Raw genomic sequence first — 16,999 nt, 5'->3', positions numbered from 1 at the left:
CCCAACCTTGCCGCGGTTACTATTGTGACGCCATGATGTAAAGTAAACGAGGGTTTTGTGAGCGACTACCAGTCGCCGTATTTCTTCTTAAGCCGTTCAATAAGAGCCGTTTCTTCCAGTGTCAGCTGGTCCTGATACACATAGCGCCAGTTGCGCCGATAGATAGCCCAAGCTTCCCATTCTTCAATCGGCACATCGCAGCGACGGGACCAACAGATAAAGCGCAACTCAGGCCAGTCGTTCGGTATCAGACAGTCCGCCATTAGCCCTCCCAAAACGGATGATTTGTTTACATGGCCGGCTGATGTCCAGTGACCACCGCACAATATGCCGCCGCGTACCGCTCGGCATCTTCCCGTGCCCGGTGCTGGGCTTGTGTATTCCGCAGAACACCTATCATCTGCTCTGCCCGTTGAGCACCTAGCTCACCGTACAGCTGATAAACATCAGCCAACTGGAACGACGGCTCCACTTCTGCGGCCTCGAAGAGCCGCTTGAGCCAGAAGCCGTCAAAAGCCAATGCATCGCAGAATACTTTCTCGACGCCCAGCATGCTATTCAGCCGACAGGCGGCATCAACCACAGTAATGCCTTCTTCGAGCAATTGGGAACGCGGGATGCCATGCACGGCTGCGGCATGTCCGTCCCAGTGAGACCAGGTATCGATCGGGCAAACCAGAAAAGCATCACTGTTGCCCAGCGTATCAGCCCAGCCAACCTCGATGGGGTAGCTGTCTGGCCGCTGAAGGCCTGATGCCTCAATATCGAGGAATGTGATCAGCGGAATAGGACTGGGAGTGTTCGAGCTAGCCATGTCGCCCATCATAGACCGTTATGACGACGGGGCGCTCTTTAAGATACTCATCCTCTGCCTTCGGCAGCTCCAGGTAGGTCTTCCAGGAGGGCGCACAGGACGCAGGGTGACCACGTCTCCCTCCCGAGAAATGGCCAACTTCTCCACACCTTCACAAGCCATGTCAGCCGGTAGGCGCACTATCTGACCCTCCTCGAGGGTGTCGATCGGCACGGTCCGCATGTGGCTCAGCCTCTGGTGTCTCGGTGGGGACGAGAGGAAATTATGGTCAATTATTGCTCCGAGTATAATTCATGGCCATGATGTAAAATAAACGGGGGTTTACTTTCTTATGGGGTGGCACGATGACACGAGAAGACGGAGAGCTGAGGCTTGGTACCGAGCGGGTTATCCCCGACAGCCCGCACGATCGGCTGAAGGGCTCGGTGCAGGGGTACCAGGAGCCGTTCGAGCCGGTGGGCATCGAGGACTGGGAGGTGTTGGACCTTGAGGATGACATGACCACGCCGGGAGGTAGCGCATGATCATCGGCTATGCCCGCGTCAGTACCCAGGACCAGACCCCCCAGCTGCAGCGTGATGCCCTCGAGGCGGCTGGCTGCGAGCAGATTTTCGAGGAGCGTGTCACTGGCACCAAGCGAGAGCGCCCCGAGCTGCAGGCCTGCCTGCGGACCCTGCGTGACGGCGACACCCTGGTGGTGTGGAAGCTCGATCGGCTGGCTCGCTCGCTCAAGGACCTGGTGGAGTTGATCCACGAGCTCAACGAGCGCGGTGTGGGCTTCCGGTCCCTGACCGAGGCGATCGACACCACCAGCGCCGGCGGCAAGCTGGTGTTCCACATCTTCGGCGCCCTGGCGGAGTTCGAGCACAGCCTGATCCGGGAACGGACCCTGGCCGGCCTGGCATCAGCCAGAGCTCGCGGTCGCAAGGGGGGGCGCCGCCCGGTCATGTCGGCCGCAGACGTGCGCAAGGCGGCGGCGATGCTGGCCGACCCTGAGATCACCAAGACCGAGGTGGCCAAGCACTTCGGAGTCAGCCGGGTAACGCTGAATGCTTCCCTCGAGCGCGAAGGGTTGGCCAAGGCCGCGAAACATCCCAAGCTCGAGCAGTTGCTGGCAGAGTGCGATCCTGACGCGCCCGAGCTGGAAGAGCTGCGATCCTGGCAGGACGCGCCGTCGGTGGGGCGAGAAGTGTAGAGGCTGCTTTTCTATGGATTCCACGGTGCAGTTTCTATGGATTCCACGGAGCTGAATCGCCCCGGGCTTCGTAGTCAGCTCCATGTCTTATACTGAAGGCACCCAGGAGGTCCCATGAGCCGCCAACGATACACCGAAGAATTCAAGGTCGAAGCGATCAAGCAAGTGACCGAGCGTGGCCATCCCGTCGCTGAGGTGCTCGATGCTGAAGCTGTGCTGGATTACGTCGTCAACGTGTTCGAGGACGCCGACATCGCTCGCGAGTGGCTGCACTGCGAGGTGCCGGCGTTATCTGGCTCGCGGCCCGTGGATCTGGTCGGCACGTCTAGAGGGCGGCAGTCGATACGCGAGGCATTGGGGAAAATCGAATGCGGCGAATTCTCATAACGCTCAATAGCCCATAACTTCGGAGTATCTAATGGTTGTCTTCTCCGACCATGACATCCAGATCCTGGTTGATGATCTCAATGATCATGCCTCTTTGCTGCAAGAGCACGGCTTGCGGCTGGAAGCTGCGGACCCTATGGCGTCTCGTGCCATGCTCGCTATTGCGCATGAGCTTTGGGAAATGCAAAAGACGTTGGGTGATGGTCGACGCACGCTGCATCAAGCGCCGCGCGAAGCAGGTGTGCCGACCGTCAACGTGCACCACACATCAACAGGAACCCCGTATGTGCGGATTCGAGACATCCCGGCACGGTTTCAGGATGACTTCATGCGCTATCTACGTGGCGCAGCCGTGCCTGTCGTTGATGGTGAGACGGGACCGGTAGCGTACGAAGTTGACTGGCTCGACTGGTTTCACGATCGCCGGCCTGACCGCGGCCGCGGACGTGCTCTCTGATGTTCAACCGCCATCTGACTATCTCAATACACAGCAAGAAGACCTTACATGATCATCGGCTATACCCGAGTCAGCATCAGGATCAGAACCCTCAGCAGTAGCGTGACGCCCTTGAGTAGGCCGGCTGTGAGCAGGTCTTCGAGGAGCGTGTCACCGATACCAAGCGGGAGTATGCGACGCCTCGGCCTCGCTGAGTTGTAGTTAGCCGATGTCATCGGTCGCGAGCACGGTGTACTTGTTGAGCTTGATGAGTGCGTCGCGCAGGCGGAGGCCCTGCTTGCCGGCCTGGAGCTCCTGGACCAGGCCCGTGGCAGTGTCGTAACGCACCCGGTAGCCCTGGTCGACCATTGAATTGCCAAGCCCGGCCGCCATGTGGCCCTTCCAACGCCGGGGGCCCGAAAAGCAGCAGGTTGCGGGCCTGGTAGACCCACTGCGTGTCGCCGGCCAGGACGCTCAGCTGCCGTCGCTGCTCGGCCGCGATCGCCCCGAACTCAAAGGTCACCAGCGTTTGACCACCGGAAACCGGGCCTTCTTGAGGCGACAGGCCAGCCGGCGTCTCCCACGCTCGGACAGTTCGCGCTAGCACAGGGCGGCCAGAGTTTGTGGCAGGTGCCAGCTCTGGGCCCAAGCGCGGGTCTCCAACGGGTCCCTCAGGTGGGCACTGTGATGCGGGCCACTTAACGGCAGTTGATCGCGTTGGCTACCTTGTCGAAGAACGCATGGTAGTAGCCGAGGGCGACGAAGTCCTCGAAGCCGAACAGCGCCAGCCGCTGCTGCAGGCGCCGCTTTAAGTGGCCATGCGGCGACCCGACACTGGCGTTTTCATGGCCGCGGCTCGGGTTACTGTGGGTCGTCGTCATGCATCGGAATTGGCGATCACACTGGCTCGAAATGGTCGGTCACGATGGCGCAGAATACGAGGCTCTCACCCCCGAGCACCACCCGTACATCACCCAAGCCGCTCTTGGCCAGGCAGAGGTGGTATAGGCAGTGATCAAGCGGCTCCACTGCCACGCTAGTGACGATCCCCTTGAGTTCGGTGAAGTCTGAGATGGCTCGCAGCTCGGGACCATGGGTTTGTGCGAACATCACCTCCTGGTCCGGGCCGCGCGCAGCTAGCCAACCCTTAACTCGGCGCTGCTGGGTAAGTATCCGCAGGCTCGTGCGGTGGCAAGGTGGGGGGACGATCGTGGTCTTCAACATATCGGCGAAGTGATAGGGTCGGGTTCGCCAGTGCCGTGGTGGCGGCAGCCTCCTGGGTGTGGCCTTGTTGACGTTGGGGCATATAGCGCAGGATCTGTTGGCTGGTGACCGCCGTAGCGGCTCCCAGGTGGATCGGGAAAAGCGGTCAGCTTAGGGCAACATGCCACAATAGTTCTCGCCCGCCGGCCAGAGTAATTGTCGCCCTATACGAGAGTGCCCCAAGCTGCGGGCTTGCCTGCGTACCCCGCGCGACGGCGACACCCTGGTGGTGTGGAAACTCGATCGGTTGGCTCGCTCAATCAAGTATCTGGTGGAGCCGATCCACGAACTGGATGACCTCGGTGCGGGCTTCCGGTCGCTAATCGATGAAGTAGAGCACAGCCTGAACCGGGAGCGGCCCCCTGTCAGATCCCGAGATCGCACGGGAGGATGCCGCCCGATCATGCCGGCCACAGATGTACGCGAGGAAGCCGCGAAGTTGGCCGACACTCAGCTCACCAAGGCCAAGGTGGCCAAACACACAAATAGACTGGCAGATGGGCCGTAGCACATCGCCCTTTGCAGCCTTACAGTCATTTTTGCCAGTAATTTCAACTTAATTTTTGTGACAGAAACTGTGACTCGAAATTGATCCCAATCGCCCCTATAGCCACCTACCAAAACCATCTAGACCCCTATGAATACGGGCACTTGAGACAAATTACGGCAATTGACACACGGTAACACCACACCCTCTCATCAGCCTCATAACCCGAAGGTCATCGGTTCAAATCCGGTCCCCGCTACCATCTTCGAAAAAGCCGATACTCGAAAGGGTATCGGCTTTTTTGCTTCCGGCTTTTAGCCCGCCGGCCTTCAGGCGCTCTCGTCTCCTGAAAGCAGCAGATCGGCTATCCCCCCGTCATGCTCATGAAGCGTACTACCTGAACGTCACCATCGGTGGTGAAGTGGTGACGCTCGGGCTTCTTCGCCATGGCGGCGACGATGGTCTCCTTGAGGCGCTCGCCATCGCCGGGATGGCGGCGCAGCACGGCGCGCAGGTCCACCGAATGCTCGTTGCCGAGGCAGAGCAGCAGGCGCCCCTCGGCGGTGACCCGAACCCGGTTGCAGGCGTCGCAGAAGTTGTGGCTGTGCGGCGAGATAAAACCGACCCGCGAGTCGCTATCGGCCATGCGAAAGTAGCGTGAAGGGCCGAGGGTGGTCTCGGTGGTAGGCACCAGGGTATGGCGCGACTCGATGATGCCACGCACCGTATCGCTCGAGCAGAAGGTCGCGGCGCGATCATGGCCGATGGCCTCGCCCAAGGGCATCTCCTCGATGAAACTGATGTCGACTCGTTCCTGGCGCGCGAATTCGACCAGGTCGAGGATCTCGTCGTCGTTACGCCCCTTGAGGATCACCGCGTTGAGCTTGAGGCGTTCGAAGCCGGCCTCACGGGCGGCACGAATGCCGTCAATGACCTTCATCAGGTCACCGCTGCGGGTGAGCGCGCGAAAGCGGTTCGGATCGAGGGTGTCCAGGCTGATATTGAGGCGCTTTAGCCCCCCTTCGCGCAGGGCATGCGCGTACCTGCTCAGGCCGGCACCGTTGGTGGTCATGGCGAAGTCGGCAAGCCCCTCCATCGCGCCAACCTTGGACACCAGGGTCTCGATACCACGCCTGACCAGCGGCTCGCCGCCGGTGAGGCGGATCTTCTCCACGCCCAGATCGATGAAGGCACCGCACAGAGTGGTCATCTCTTCCAGGGTCAGTGTCTGGGCACGCGGCAGGAAGGTCATCTCCTCGGCCATGCAGTAGACGCAGCGGAAGTCGCAACGATCAGTGACCGAGAGTCGCAGGTAGCGGATAGTGCGGCCGAAGCCGTCGACGAGCTTATTCATTCGCGGACCTCAGTACCCATCGGCAAGCGGGCAATTAACTCCCCTACTTCGGACGCCACTTCGGCCACGGTTTCCTCCGCGTAGCGCTGGCCACGCCGCTTGCGTAGTCCGCGCTCGTATAGCTTGACATGCTCGGTCGGAGTGACGCCGGCATTGGCCAGGCAGTGGCTGGCACAGTGCATCTGGCAGCCGTCGATGGCGACGATGGGCCGCCCGGAGCGTGCGATGCGCGTAAGGCCTGGCACCCCGCCACCGACACCGGCGATACAGGACATCTCGGCCACGCCAGCGTGGTCCAGGCGCAGCGCCACATCGTTGGCCAATTGGGCCACGTCGGAGCAGCCGGAGCAGGAGTAGATCAGGGTGCGGGGGTTGCTCGCGGATCGGGACATTTCGGCCTCCAGGGAGTAGCAACGGCAGTCCGGTCGATAAGATGAGCTCAGCCGTCGGTCATCATGAATTCGCGCAGCTTCTGCTCATCCAGCACGGTGAGCCGCTGCTGATCGATATTGATGGCGCCACTGTCGCGGAGCTTGGCCAGCAGACGCGACAAGGTCTCGGGAGACATGGAAAGCTGCGCTGCCAGCCAGCGCTTGGGAATGGTCAGTCGAATCACCCGCGGGGCTTTCGAGCGATGCGACGGCAGCTGACGCAGCACATAGCCAATCAATCGTGACATGGCGTCGCCTTGCGTAAGCTGCGCCAAATCTTCCAGCCGGTCGGTGAGCTCCAGCGCCAGGCGGCTCATGAACTCGGCTCGACAGGTCGGCTGGCGATCCATGATGTCACGACACAGCGGCGCCGGAATGGATAGCAAGTGGGTGGGCAGCAGCGCCTGGGATGAGTAGAGATAGACGCCGGCACTGGAGACCATGCTCAGCTCGCCAAGGGTGCCGCCGCGCTCCACACAGCGGATGGTTGCCGTGCGTCCGACACCGGTGACGCGCACCAGCCGCGTAGCACCGCTAATGACGATATGCAGCCAGTCGGCCGGGGTCTGCTGACGAAAGAGCCATTCACGCGGTGCCAGGGCTCGCAGCTCCGACGCGTCCAGCAGCGCATCGACCTCTTGTGTGCCCAGGTCTGCTAGCCAGGGCACCCCGACTACCAGCTTGCGCAGCTTGCAAGGGGTGAAGAGCCGCTCAGTCGAGGAACTGGGCGATGGGACAGTATTGGTAGGCATGGCCCTCCTCCACATGTTGATTGGCATCGACCACCAGATAGCCATGCGCCTGGCTCGCCGCACTGAGCATGTGCGAGCCCTGGCCGCCGGCCAGATGGGCTACCGGCGCTCCCGGCGCCCAGTCGAGCACCACCCGGAGTAGCTCGCGCCGTCCCTTGGGACCGCGCCGGGAGAAGCCAGCGGTGACCGGGAAGCGCTGCAGCGCGCCCGCCTCGCCGCCTTGGCGAATCTGCACGAAAGGTAGCGCCAGCAGCTGCCAACCCACCAGCGATGCCACCGGGTTGCCGGGGAGCGCGATCAACGGCGTACCGTCGGCCAGCGAATCGCCCAGGTAGCCGAGGGCGAAAGGCTTGCCGGGCTTCATGGCCACGCCGTGAAAGGCAATCCCACCCAGCCGTTCGATAACCGGTCGCACATGATCCTCTTCCCCCACCGATACTCCGCCGGTACATATCACCAGATCGGCATCGTCGCGAGCCAGGCCAAAAGCCTGATGCAGATCAACGCGAGCGTCCGCAATCACCCCCAGATCGAGCACCTCGCAGCCGGCCTGATCCAGCAGGGCGCGCAGCAGCGCGCGGTTGCTGTCGTAGACCTGGCCGGGCACCCGGGCGGTGCCGGGCTCGATCAACTCGTCGCCGGTGGAGAGCAGCGCTACCGTCAGGCGGCGTACCACCACCACCTCGTCGATGCCGTGGCTGGCGAGCAGGGCGATGGCCGCTGCGTCCAGACGCGCTCCCGCGGGCAGCAGCAGCTCGCCCTCTCGGGTCTCCTCGCCGCGGCGGCGGATATTGGCCCCCTCGGTGAGCTCGCCCTCGATGTGCATGCGGCCGCGGTCATCCAGGGTCACGCGCTCCTGGGGCACCACGGCATCGGCGCCCAGCGGTAGTGGCGCGCCGGTGAAGATACGCGCACAGCTCCCCGCCGGCAGGTGCATCACGCCGGCCCCGGCGGGAACACGCAGCGCCACCGGCAGGCCCTGGTCAGAGCGCTCGGCCAGGCGCAGGGCGTAGCCGTCCATGGCGCTGTTGTCGACGCCAGGCATGTCCAGAGCCGCCCGGACATCCTCGGCCAGTACCCGGCGGGCGGCCTCGGCCAGCGCCACCCGTTCGCTGCCGGTGACGGGCCGGGCCGCCGCGATCATGCGCCCGCGGGCATCGAAGAGGTCCAGCAGGCCCGACGTGACGACCTCGGCGCAGCCGCAGCCGCTCATGACTCCACCGCCTGGCGGTACGCCTCGTGCTCTGCGGCCGGAGCCTGACGGCTGGCGCAGCGCTGGGCCGCCTCGGGGAGCACCATGGCCACGAAGTTGCAGGGCCGAGTGCGGGCATCGAGCTGAGCCGCCAGGATGCCGTCCCAGGCGGTAGCGCAAGCCTTCGGTGAGCCGGGCATGGCAAAGACCAGGGTCCGGTCGATCACCCCACCCACGGCACGCGACTGAACCGTCGAGGTACCGATGCTCTCCCGCGACAGCTGGCGGAACAGCTCGCCGTAGCCATCGATGGCCTTGTCGAACAGCGGCATGAGCGCCTCCGGCGTGGTGTCGCGCCGGGTAAAGCCGGTGCCGCCGTTGACCAGCACCACCTGGATATCGTCACGCACCACCCACTTCGAGACCACGGCGCGGATACGGTAGACGTCATCGGGGACGATACGCCGCTCCACCAGGGCGTGGCCGGCTTCAGTGAGCCGCTCGCTGAGCAGGTCACCGCTACCGTCCTCATCGAACCCGCGGGTGTCGGAGACGGTCAGTACGGCGATGCCCAGCGGGGCGAAGGCGGTGTTAGCGTGAACGTGGGCCATGGGGTCCTCCTGACCGCCCGCAGATCGGGCGGCAACATGCATATGAAATATCAGCAAGGTGTAGAAATCGCCGAGCGGGATGAAGCGCAAGGCGCAAGGCGCGCAGCAACCGGAGCCTAGTGGTTTCTAGGTGAGGATTCGACCGGGCTGGCGCTCCAGCGCCTTGCAACACAGCGATTCGCCCGCGCAGGCATTTCTACTGCATCAGGCTGCCGGCGGCGTCATCATCCAGGGCCACCCCCTCGACGCCGATCTCCGACTCCAGCACCAGCAGGTAGTGGCGCAGGGCTCGGCGAGTGGACTGCTCGCGAAGGCTGTGTCGCACACGCTCGGCGACCTGCTCATAGGGCAGCGCGCGCCCCTCGACGCGCTCGTCGACGGCCACCAGGTGCCAGCCGTAGCGCGAGGCCAGGGGACGGTCGTGCAGGCCCTCGGGCAGGTGCTGCAGGGCGCGGTCCAGCTCGGCCACGGTCTGGCCCGGCGCCAGCCAGCCCAGTTCGCCGCCCTGCTCCCTGGAGGGGCAGGCGGAGTGGCGCATGGCGAACTCGGCAAAGCGCTCGGGGATCTCGGCCAGGCCCTTGAGCAGCTTTTCGCCCTGGCGATAGCCGGCATCCCGGGCCTCGGCGTCATCCGGCGCCGCCGGCAGCAGGATATGGCGCACTTTCACGAGGGTCGGCTCGCTGAAGCGCTCGGCATGGGCGGCATGGAAGCGGCGGCAGTCCTCCTCGGAGGGTGCCGGCACGTCCAGCTCCTGTTCCAGCAGGGCGGCAATCGCGGCATCGCCTTCGTCTAGCGCGTCGCCAGAATCGTCGCCGAGGCCCAGTGCCGCGGCACGCTGGCTAAGCAGCTCGCGAACCACCAGCGCCCGGGCCGCCTTGAGCTGAGCGGTACCCGCGGAGTCCGCCGGGTGATACTGCATCTCCTGGGCGATGGCGGATTCCTCGATGGTGGCGCCGCCGACCCGGATGGGAGGGGGGCTCGCGCCCCCCGGGATCTGCTCGATCTCGATCATCTGCATGGTGATGACTCCTTAGCCTTTTTTACGCACCAGCTGGTAACGACGCGTGATATAGCCGAGCGGGATGCTCCACACGTGCACCAGGCGTGAGAAGGGAAACAGCAGGATGATGGTCAGGCCGAGGAAGATATGGAGCTTGTAGATCCAGGAGACACCGTCCATGTACTGGGCAGCGCCGCCGCCGAAGAAGACGATGGCCTGGGCCCAGCTCGACAGGGTGATCATCATTTCGCCATCCATGTGGCCCAGCGAGAAGATGATGGTGATCATGCCCAGGAAGGCCTGGAAGACGATCAGCCCGAGGATCACCGTATCCATGGTGCTGGAGGAGGCCCGCACCCGCGGGTTGAAGATGCGACGATGCAGCAGCATCGCACCGCCCACCAGGCACATGGCGCCCGCAATGCCGCCCACCACGATGGCCAGCAGCTGCTTGGTGCCGGCGTGCAGGAAGGGCGAGTAGACCCAGTGCGGCGTCAGCATGCCGAACAGGTGACCGAAGAAGATCACGATGATGCCGATATGGAAGAGGTTGCTGCCCAGGCGCATGTGCTTCGACGAGAGCATCTGGCTGGAGCCGGTCTTCCAGGTGAACTGACCGTGGTCATAGCGCAGCAGGCTGCCGACCAGGAAGACGGTGCCGACCAGATACGGGTAGTAGCCGTAGATCAGGTGGTCGAGATAGGTACCAATCGCAGACATGGTGATTCTCCTGTTAACGGCCCTTCACCGAAGGCATCGCCTCGGGTGAGAGAATGCGAACGGCCTCGCTCTGCACGCCTTGCTTGCGCTCGGCCAGGCGGCGGCCCTCGGCGGACTGCAGCGCGCAATCCTCATCGGACTTGGCGGAAAAGCGCACCGCCTCCTCTTCCCAGACGGCATCCAGCGCCTCAGGGGTGTGGTCCGGCTCCTCGGCCTGAACCGCCTCGCGGTGGGCCTCGGCCTGGGCCTCGGCACCGATCAGCGCCAGCAGCCCACGCGGCACCAGGGCATGATCGGCGCCGCGCTCCTCGAGACGCGCGGTGAGCAGGCCAAGGATATGGCGGATCTCGCCCAGCCAGCGGCCGATTTCTTCCTCGGAGCGAGTAGATAGGTACTCAAGGAACACCGGCAGATAGTCCGGCAGCTCGCGGGCATCGAGCTCGAAGCCCGCGGCGTTATACTCGTCCATCAGGTCGACCATCGCCTGGCCACGATCACGTGACTCGCCGTGGACGTGCTCGAACAGCAGCAGCGAGGTCGCACGCCCCTTGTCGAACAGCGCCACGTACTCGGACTGCAACTCCAGCAAGTCGCCGTCATGGATGCGTTGGCACCAGTCCATCAGGGCGGTGCGCAGGGGCGCCGCGAGGCGGCGCTCCTGGTCGATGATGTCGATGAGTTCGCCGGCCGCCGCCTGGAGCGCCGGGGTGGGGTAGTCGAGCAGACGGGCCAGCACGCGCAGGCTGCGCATGCCGACGACAGGCTCGGCCATCTTCATCGCGGCCTCAGTCATGACGCACCTCCTCTGCTTGCTCTTCGCGCCGCCCCTCGTGCTGCGGATCATAGGATTCCACTGGCTTGACCAGAGTGGTGGTCTGGGGCCGGCCGTTGAACAGACTCGGCTTGCTCTCGCCGTGGCAACCGTCGCCAAAGCTGAAGCCACAGCCGCCACGCTCGGGGAAGGCCTCGGTCGCCATCTCGCGATGGCTGGTGGGGATCACGAAGCGATCCTCGTAGTTGGCGATGGCCAGGTAGCGATACATCTCTTCAACCTGGGCCTCAGAGAGCTCGACGTCATCGAGCACCTCGGTATTGGGCTTGCCGTCGACGTGCTTGCCGCGCATATACAGGCGCATGGCCATCAGCCGCTTGAGCGCCAGCACCACGGGGGCCTCCTCGCCGGCGGTGAGCATGTTGGCCAGGTAGCGCACCGGAATGCGCAGCGACTCGATCTTGGGCATCACGCCGTCGAACTCGATCTTGCCCGCCTCGGCAGCAGACTGGATCGGCGAGAGCGGCGGCACGTACCAGACCATCGGCAGGGTGCGATATTCCGGATGCAGCGGCAGCGCCAGCCCCCACTCCATGGCCATCTTGTAGACCGGTGACGCCTGGGCGGCGGCGATGACGTTGTCCGGTACGCCGTCCGCCTTGGCCTGGGCGATCACCTCCGGGTCGTTGGGATCCAGGAAGATCTCGCACTGGCGATGGTAGAGGTCGCGCTCATCCGGGGAGCTGGCCACTTCTTCGATACGGTCGGCATCGTAGAGCAGCACGCCGAGGTAGCGGATGCGCCCCACGCAGGTCTCGGAGCAGATGGTCGGCTGGCCGGCCTCGATGCGCGGGTAGCAGAAGATGCACTTCTCGGACTTCCCAGTCTTCCAGTTGTAGTAGATCTTCTTGTAGGGGCAGCCGGAAATGCACATCCGCCAGCCGCGGCACTTGTCCTGGTCGATCAGGACGATGCCGTCCTCCTCGCGCTTGTAGATCGCGCCGGAGGGGCACGATGCCACGCAGGTGGGGTTGAGGCAGTGCTCGCACAGCCGTGGCAGATACATCATGAAGGTGTTCTCGAACTGGCCGTAGATATCGGCCTGCACCTTCTCGAAGTTCATGTCCTTGCGGCGCTTGGCAAACTCGGTGCCGAGGATCTCCTCCCAGTTCGGCCCCCACTCGATCTTCTTCATGCGCTCACCGGAGATCAGCGAACGCGGACGCGCCACCGGCTGATGCTTGCCGATCTTGGCGGTGTGCAGGTGCTGGTAGTCGAAGGTGAACGGCTCATAGTAGTCGTCGATCTCCGGCAGGTCGGGATTGGCGAAGATATTCGCCAGCACCCGCCACTTGCCACCGATGCGCGGCTCGATCTTGCCATCCTTGCGGCGCATCCAGCCGCCCTTCCACTTGTTCTGGTTCTCCCACTCCTTGGGATAGCCGATGCCGGGCTTGGTCTCGACGTTGTTGAACCAGGCGTACTCGACGCCTTCGCGGCTGGTCCAGACGTTCTTGCAGGTCACCGAACAGGTGTGGCAACCGATGCATTTGTCGAGGTTCAGGACCATGCCTACCTGGGAACGAATCTTCATTTCACCGCCTCCTGCACGTAGTCATTGCCCTCTTCATCCAGCCAGTCGACGTGCTTCATCTTGCGCACCAGGACGAATTCATCGCGGTTGGAACCGACGGTGCCGTAGTAGTTGAAGCTATAGGAGAGCTGCGCGTAGCCGCCGATCATATGGGTCGGCTTGGGGCATACCCGGGTCACGGAGTTGTGAATCCCGCCACGTGTCCCGGTGATCTCCGAGCCGGGTACGTTCACGTTGCGCTCCTGGGCGTGGTACATCATCACCATGCCGTCCTTGACCCGCTGGCTGACCACCGCCCGCGCCGCGATGGCGCCGTTGGCGTTGTAGACCTCGATCCAGTCGTTGTCCTCGACCCCGATCGACGCCGCATCGGGTTCGGAGAGCCAGACCACCGGGCCGCCGCGGTTGAGGGTCAGCATCATCAGGTTGTCGCTGTAGGTGGAGTGAATCCCCCACTTCTGGTGCGGCGTGATGAAGTTCAGCGCCTTGCTCGGGTAACCGTTGTCTTCGGGCAGCTTGAAGCCCTTGGCCGCCTTGGTATCGATCGGCGGACGATAGACCAGCAGGCTCTCGCCGAAGGCACGCATCCAGGCGTGATCCTGATAGAACTGCTGGCGGCCGCTGACGGTGCGCCAGGGGATCATCTCGTGGACGTTGGTATAGCCCGCGTTGTAGGAGACGTGTTCGTCTTCGAGGCCGGACCAGGTCGGGCTGGAGATGATCTTGCGCGGCTGGGCGACGATGTCGCGGAAGCGGATCTTCTCCTCCTGCTTGGGATGCGCGAGGTGGGTATGATCCCGCCCGGTGATCTTGGAGAGCGCCCCCCAGGCTTTCACCGCCACCTGGCCGTTGGTTTCCGGCGCCAGGGTCAGGATCATCTCGGCGGCATCGACAGCGCTCTCGATCTGCGGGCGTCCCTTGTGCGGGCCGTCCTGCTTGCGGTGGTTGAGATTGCCCAGCAGCGCGACCTCGCTCTCGGTGTTCCAGGCGATGCCCTTGCCGCCGTTGCCGATGCTCTCCAGCAGCGGACCCACGGAGGTGAAGCGCTCATAGGTCTCGGGGTAGTTGCGCTTGACCTCGATCAACGCCGGCATGGTCTTGCCGGGGATCGGCTCGCACTCGCCCTTCTTCCAGTCCAGCACGTCAGGCTGGGCCAGCTCAGCCGGGGAATCATGCTGATGCGGCAGGGTGACCAGGTCGGTCTCCTCACCCAGGTGCCCCACGCACGCCTTGGAGAACGCCTTGGCGATGCCTTTGTAGATATCCCAGTCGCTGCGCGACTCCCACGCCGGGTCGGTGGCCGCGGTCAGCGGGTGGATGAAGGGGTGCATATCCGAGGTGTTGAGGTCGTCCTTCTCGTACCAGGTGGCCGTCGGCAGCACGATGTCCGAGTAGAGGCAGGTGGTGGACATGCGGAAGTCCAGCGTCACCAGCAGGTCGAGCTTGCCTTCCGGCGCCTCGTCATGCCACTTGACCTCTTGCGGCTTGTGGCCGCCGAAATCGCCCAGGTCCTTGCCCTGGATGCCGTGGCGGGTGCCCAGCAGATACTTGAGCATGTACTCGTGACCCTTGCCAGAACTGCCCAGCAGGTTGGAGCGCCAGATGAACATGTTGCGCGGGAAGTTCTCCGGGGCATCCGGGTCTTCCGAGGCAAAACGCAGCTCTCCACTCTTGAGCTGCTGAACGGCATAGTCCTGGGTGGACAGTCCGGCAGCCTCGGCCTTCTTCGCCAGGCTCAGCGGGTTGGTGCCCAACTGCGGGGCGGAGGGCAGCCAGCCCATACGCTCGGAGCGCACGTTGAAGTCGATCAGGCTGCCCGGATAGTCCTCGGCCTTGGCCAGCGGGGAGAGGATCTCCTTGATCTCGAGCTTCTCGTAGCGCCACTGGGAGGAGTGGTTGTAGAAGAAGGAGGTGGAGTTCATATGGCGCGGCGGGCGCTGCCAGTCGAGGCCGAAGGCCAGCGGGGTCCAGCCGGTCTGCGGGCGCAGTTTCTCCTGCCCCACGTAGTGCGCCCAGCCGCCGCCGCTCTGGCCGATGCAACCGCACATGACCAGCATGTTGATCAGGCCGCGGTAGTTCATGTCCATGTGGTACCAGTGATTCATGCCGGCACCCACGATGATCATGGAGCGGCCCCGAGTCTTGTCGGCATTGTCGGCGAACTCACGGGCGATGCGGGTGGCCTGCTCGGCGGATACGCCGGTGATCTTCTCCTGCCAGGCCGGGGTGTAGGGACGAACCTGGTCGTAGGACGTCGCACCGTCATCGTCGCCGGGACCGGTGAAGCCACGGTCGATGCCGTAGTTGGCGCACATCAGGTCGAACACGGTGACCGCCAGCATCTCGCTGCCGTCGGCCTTCTTCATCCGCTTGACGGGCAGGTTGTGGAACAGCAGGTCATCGACGGCTCCCACGCCTTCGCCTTTGACATGCTCGAAGTGCTCGTGCTCGATGCCACCGAAGTAGGGAAAGGCCACCCGGGCCACGTCGTCATGGCGATCGGCGAGGCTCAGCAGTGGCTTGATCTCGGTGCCCTCGGCGTCCAGCGGCTCGAGGTTCCACTTGCCTACCTCAGCACCGGTCTCACCCCAGCGGAAGCCGATGGACCCCCGGGGCACCACCAGCTGGTCGCGGGTCTCGTCCCAGGCCACGGTCTTCCACTCCGGGTTGTTCGCCTGGCCCAGGCTGGCGTCGAAATCGCTAGCGCGCAGCTGCCTGCCCGGGGCATAGCTGCCGTCCTCGCGGGCCTCAAGCTCTACCAGGCAGGGCATGTCAGTGTACTGGCGCACGTACTCGGTGAAGTACGTGCTGGGCTTGTCGAGGTGGAACTCCTTGAGGATGACGTGACCCATGGCCATGGCCAGGGCAGCATCGGTGCCCTGTTTGGCGGAGAGCCACTCGTCGGTGAGCTTGGAGACCTCGGCATAGTCCGGGGTGATCGAGACGGTCTTGGTGCCCTTGTAGCGCACCTCGGTGAAGAAGTGGGCGTCCGGGGTCCGGGTCTGGGGCACGTTGGAGCCCCAGGCGATGATGTAGCCGGAGTTGTACCAGTCGGCGGACTCGGGCACGTCGGTCTGTTCGCCCCAGGTCATCGGCGAGGCCGGCGGCAGGTCGCAGTACCAGTCATAGAAGCTCATGCAGACGCCGCCGATCAGCGACAGGTAGCGGCTGCCCGCGGCGTAGCTGACCATCGACATGGCGGGAATCGGCGAGAAGCCGATGATACGGTCCGGGCCGTACTGCTTGGCGGTGTAGACGTTGGAGGCGGCGACCAGCTCGTTGAGTTCGTCCCAGTTGGCCCGCACGAAGCCGCCCATGCCGCGGGCGCGCTTGTACTGCTTGGTCTTGGCCGGGTCCTCGACGATCGAGGCCCAGGCGTCGACCGGATCCTTCTTCTCCTCGAGGGCGTCGCGCCACAGCTTGAGCAGCGGCTTTCTGATCAGCGGGTACTTGAGGCGATTGGCGCTGTAGAGGTACCAGGAGTAGCTGGCACCCCGCGGGCAGCCGCGCGGCTCATGATTGGGCAGGTCAGGGCGGGTGCGCGGGTAGTCGGTCTGCTGGGTCTCCCAGGTGACCAGGCCGTTCTTGACGTAGATCTTCCAGCTGCAGGAGCCGGTGCAGTTCACACCGTGGGTGGAGCGCACGACCTTGTCATGCTGCCAGCGCTGACGATAGCTGTGTTCCCAGCCGCGCGACTCCTCGCGAGTCTCGCCATGCTCGTTGGCGAAGGGCTCGCGCGCCTTGCGGAAGAAATTCAGCCGATCAATGAAGTGACTCATGGTCGATCTCCAGGCTTCTTGGAAAGTAGGGCGTGACCGTCCCGGGTCACCCGGCCTGCCGTCTTGTCGAGTGCGAAGGACTTAACGTCAGGCAGGAATCTTGGAGGCATTCTGGGCGATCAGAGGGTGGAATACTGCCTGGTTACCTCCATATACCGCCCCCCTACCCCCAAGGTGATAGGCCCGCCGAACCAGGGGGATATACCCCTCGC

The 16,999-nt window shown here is 63.8% G+C and carries 19 protein-coding genes and 2 pseudogenes; 4 read left to right on the top strand and 17 right to left on the bottom strand.

The genetic code is table 11. The annotated features are described in order from the left end of the window. Window positions 1–65 precede the first annotated feature (65 nt). The 3 genes and pseudogenes from BWR19_01700 to BWR19_01690 form a co-directional block, all read right to left on the bottom strand. A complete protein-coding gene (locus BWR19_01700; protein ID APX91759.1) occupies window positions 66–263 on the bottom strand; it encodes a hypothetical protein in 198 nt (65 codons plus the stop codon). Window positions 264–289: 26 nt separating this feature from the next. Further along, on the bottom strand, window positions 290–814 hold the full coding sequence (locus tag BWR19_01695) for a hypothetical protein (GenBank protein APX94858.1): 525 nt from the start codon (window positions 812–814) through the stop codon (window positions 290–292). Further along, window positions 807–1,036 (bottom strand): annotated as a pseudogene (locus BWR19_01690) (AbrB family transcriptional regulator). The gene BWR19_01695 and the pseudogene BWR19_01690 overlap by 8 nt, the downstream one beginning before the upstream one ends. 122 nt (window positions 1,037–1,158) lie before the next feature. Between BWR19_01690 and BWR19_01685 the strand changes: the two are divergent. The 3 genes from BWR19_01685 to BWR19_01675 all read left to right on the top strand — a co-directional run bounded on the left by BWR19_01685 (window position 1,159) and on the right by BWR19_01675 (window position 2,396). Next, complete coding sequence (locus BWR19_01685; GenBank protein ID APX91758.1) at window positions 1,159–1,338, top strand: hypothetical protein; 180 nt, start codon at window positions 1,159–1,161, stop codon at window positions 1,336–1,338. Beyond that, window positions 1,335–2,009, top strand: a complete 675-nt coding sequence (locus BWR19_01680) for a DNA invertase (protein APX91757.1) — start codon at window positions 1,335–1,337, stop codon at window positions 2,007–2,009. Before BWR19_01685 ends, BWR19_01680 begins: the two co-directional genes overlap by 4 nt. Window positions 2,010–2,123: 114 nt before the next feature. Next, window positions 2,124–2,396 carry a hypothetical protein gene (locus BWR19_01675; GenBank protein ID APX91756.1) on the top strand — a complete coding sequence of 91 codons (273 nt, stop codon included), beginning with the start codon at window positions 2,124–2,126 and terminating at the stop codon, window positions 2,394–2,396. Between the two features lie 28 nt (window positions 2,397–2,424). On the opposite strand, the gene BWR19_01670 is transcribed toward BWR19_01675, so the two are convergent. The 4 genes and pseudogenes from BWR19_01670 to BWR19_01655 all read right to left on the bottom strand — a co-directional run bounded on the left by BWR19_01670 (window position 2,425) and on the right by BWR19_01655 (window position 3,942). Next, the gene (locus BWR19_01670; protein APX91755.1) at window positions 2,425–2,658 is read right to left on the bottom strand and encodes a hypothetical protein; all 234 of its coding nucleotides are present in this window, start codon (window positions 2,656–2,658) and stop codon (window positions 2,425–2,427) included. Window positions 2,659–3,057: 399 nt separating this feature from the next. Next, window positions 3,058–3,261: pseudogene (locus BWR19_01665) on the bottom strand (hypothetical protein). 269 nt (window positions 3,262–3,530) lie between these two features. Continuing rightward, the gene (locus BWR19_01660) at window positions 3,531–3,713 is read right to left on the bottom strand and encodes a hypothetical protein (GenBank protein ID APX91754.1); all 183 of its coding nucleotides are present in this window, start codon (window positions 3,711–3,713) and stop codon (window positions 3,531–3,533) included. A gap of 16 nt (window positions 3,714–3,729) precedes the next feature. Next, window positions 3,730–3,942 carry a hypothetical protein gene (locus BWR19_01655; protein APX91753.1) on the bottom strand — a complete coding sequence of 71 codons (213 nt, stop codon included), beginning with the start codon at window positions 3,940–3,942 and terminating at the stop codon, window positions 3,730–3,732. A 379-nt stretch (window positions 3,943–4,321) separates the two neighbouring features. Between BWR19_01655 and BWR19_01650 the strand changes: the two genes are divergently transcribed. Continuing rightward, the gene (locus BWR19_01650; protein APX91752.1) at window positions 4,322–4,603 is read left to right on the top strand and encodes a hypothetical protein; all 282 of its coding nucleotides are present in this window, start codon (window positions 4,322–4,324) and stop codon (window positions 4,601–4,603) included. A gap of 343 nt (window positions 4,604–4,946) precedes the next feature. On the opposite strand, the gene BWR19_01645 is transcribed toward BWR19_01650, so the two are convergent. The 10 genes from BWR19_01645 to BWR19_01600 all read right to left on the bottom strand — a co-directional run bounded on the left by BWR19_01645 (window position 4,947) and on the right by BWR19_01600 (window position 16,787). After that, on the bottom strand, window positions 4,947–5,936 hold the full coding sequence (locus BWR19_01645; GenBank protein ID APX91751.1) for a cyclic pyranopterin phosphate synthase MoaA: 990 nt from the start codon (window positions 5,934–5,936) through the stop codon (window positions 4,947–4,949). Further along, window positions 5,933–6,328 carry a zinc-binding protein gene (locus BWR19_01640; GenBank protein APX91750.1) on the bottom strand — a complete coding sequence of 132 codons (396 nt, stop codon included), beginning with the start codon at window positions 6,326–6,328 and terminating at the stop codon, window positions 5,933–5,935. The genes BWR19_01645 and BWR19_01640 overlap by 4 nt, the downstream gene beginning before the upstream one ends. Window positions 6,329–6,375: 47 nt before the next feature. Then, window positions 6,376–7,119, bottom strand: a complete 744-nt coding sequence (locus BWR19_01635) for a cyclic nucleotide-binding protein (protein ID APX91749.1) — start codon at window positions 7,117–7,119, stop codon at window positions 6,376–6,378. Then, window positions 7,079–8,332: a molybdopterin molybdenumtransferase MoeA gene (locus BWR19_01630; protein APX91748.1), complete on the bottom strand. Its 1,254-nt coding sequence runs from the start codon at window positions 8,330–8,332 to the stop codon at window positions 7,079–7,081. The genes BWR19_01635 and BWR19_01630 overlap by 41 nt, the downstream gene beginning before the upstream one ends. Continuing rightward, on the bottom strand, window positions 8,329–8,922 hold the full coding sequence (locus BWR19_01625) for a molybdenum cofactor biosynthesis protein B (protein APX91747.1): 594 nt from the start codon (window positions 8,920–8,922) through the stop codon (window positions 8,329–8,331). Before BWR19_01625 ends, BWR19_01630 begins: the two co-directional genes overlap by 4 nt. Window positions 8,923–9,118: 196 nt before the next feature. Beyond that, a complete protein-coding gene (locus BWR19_01620) occupies window positions 9,119–9,940 on the bottom strand; it encodes a peptidylprolyl isomerase (GenBank protein APX91746.1) in 822 nt (273 codons plus the stop codon). 12 nt (window positions 9,941–9,952) lie between these two features. Further along, window positions 9,953–10,642, bottom strand: a complete 690-nt coding sequence (locus tag BWR19_01615) for a respiratory nitrate reductase subunit gamma (protein ID APX91745.1) — start codon at window positions 10,640–10,642, stop codon at window positions 9,953–9,955. A gap of 13 nt (window positions 10,643–10,655) precedes the next feature. Continuing rightward, entirely contained in the window at window positions 10,656–11,435 is a 780-nt protein-coding gene (locus BWR19_01610; protein ID APX91744.1) for a nitrate reductase molybdenum cofactor assembly chaperone, read from the bottom strand. Then, window positions 11,428–13,008 (bottom strand): nitrate reductase subunit beta, encoded by a 1,581-nt coding sequence (locus BWR19_01605; GenBank protein ID APX91743.1) that lies wholly within the window; start codon window positions 13,006–13,008, stop codon window positions 11,428–11,430. Before BWR19_01605 ends, BWR19_01610 begins: the two co-directional genes overlap by 8 nt. Beyond that, window positions 13,005–16,787 carry a nitrate reductase subunit alpha gene (locus BWR19_01600; GenBank protein ID APX91742.1) on the bottom strand — a complete coding sequence of 1,261 codons (3,783 nt, stop codon included), beginning with the start codon at window positions 16,785–16,787 and terminating at the stop codon, window positions 13,005–13,007. The genes BWR19_01605 and BWR19_01600 overlap by 4 nt, the downstream gene beginning before the upstream one ends. Between the last annotated feature and the right edge of the window lie 212 nt (window positions 16,788–16,999).

It is taken from the genome of Halomonas sp. 1513, assembly GCA_001971685.1.
Taxonomy (GTDB): Bacteria; Pseudomonadota; Gammaproteobacteria; order Pseudomonadales; family Halomonadaceae; genus Franzmannia.
This window is presented reverse-complemented; position numbering and strand designations above follow the sequence as displayed.